The following is a 201-nucleotide window of genomic DNA, read 5'->3' on the forward strand; positions in this document are numbered from 1 at the left end:
AAAAAATTTGGAAGAGATTCAGAACCCCTGCGTTTTTAATATCAAGCTTTGAACTATTAACAGTTTCCATTCATCTTCAAGATGCGCAAGATATTGCTTTCTTTGAGGAACAATTGTCCAAGGCACCAGATTTTAAAGGAGGCAAAGCTACACTTGTTGCTCAAGCCCAAGCCATAAAAGATATTGTGTTCAATAAAGAAG

The 201-nt window shown here is 36.3% G+C and carries 1 pseudogene; it reads left to right on the forward strand.

Going from position 1 to position 201, the window contains the following annotated elements:
* Positions 1–201: pseudogene (locus HMPREF2701_RS11295) on the forward strand (hypothetical protein); the annotation flags it as partial.

The sequence above is a fragment of the Streptococcus sp. HMSC077D04 genome, assembly GCF_001808785.1.
GTDB lineage: Bacteria > Bacillota > Bacilli > Lactobacillales > Streptococcaceae > Streptococcus > Streptococcus mitis_BX.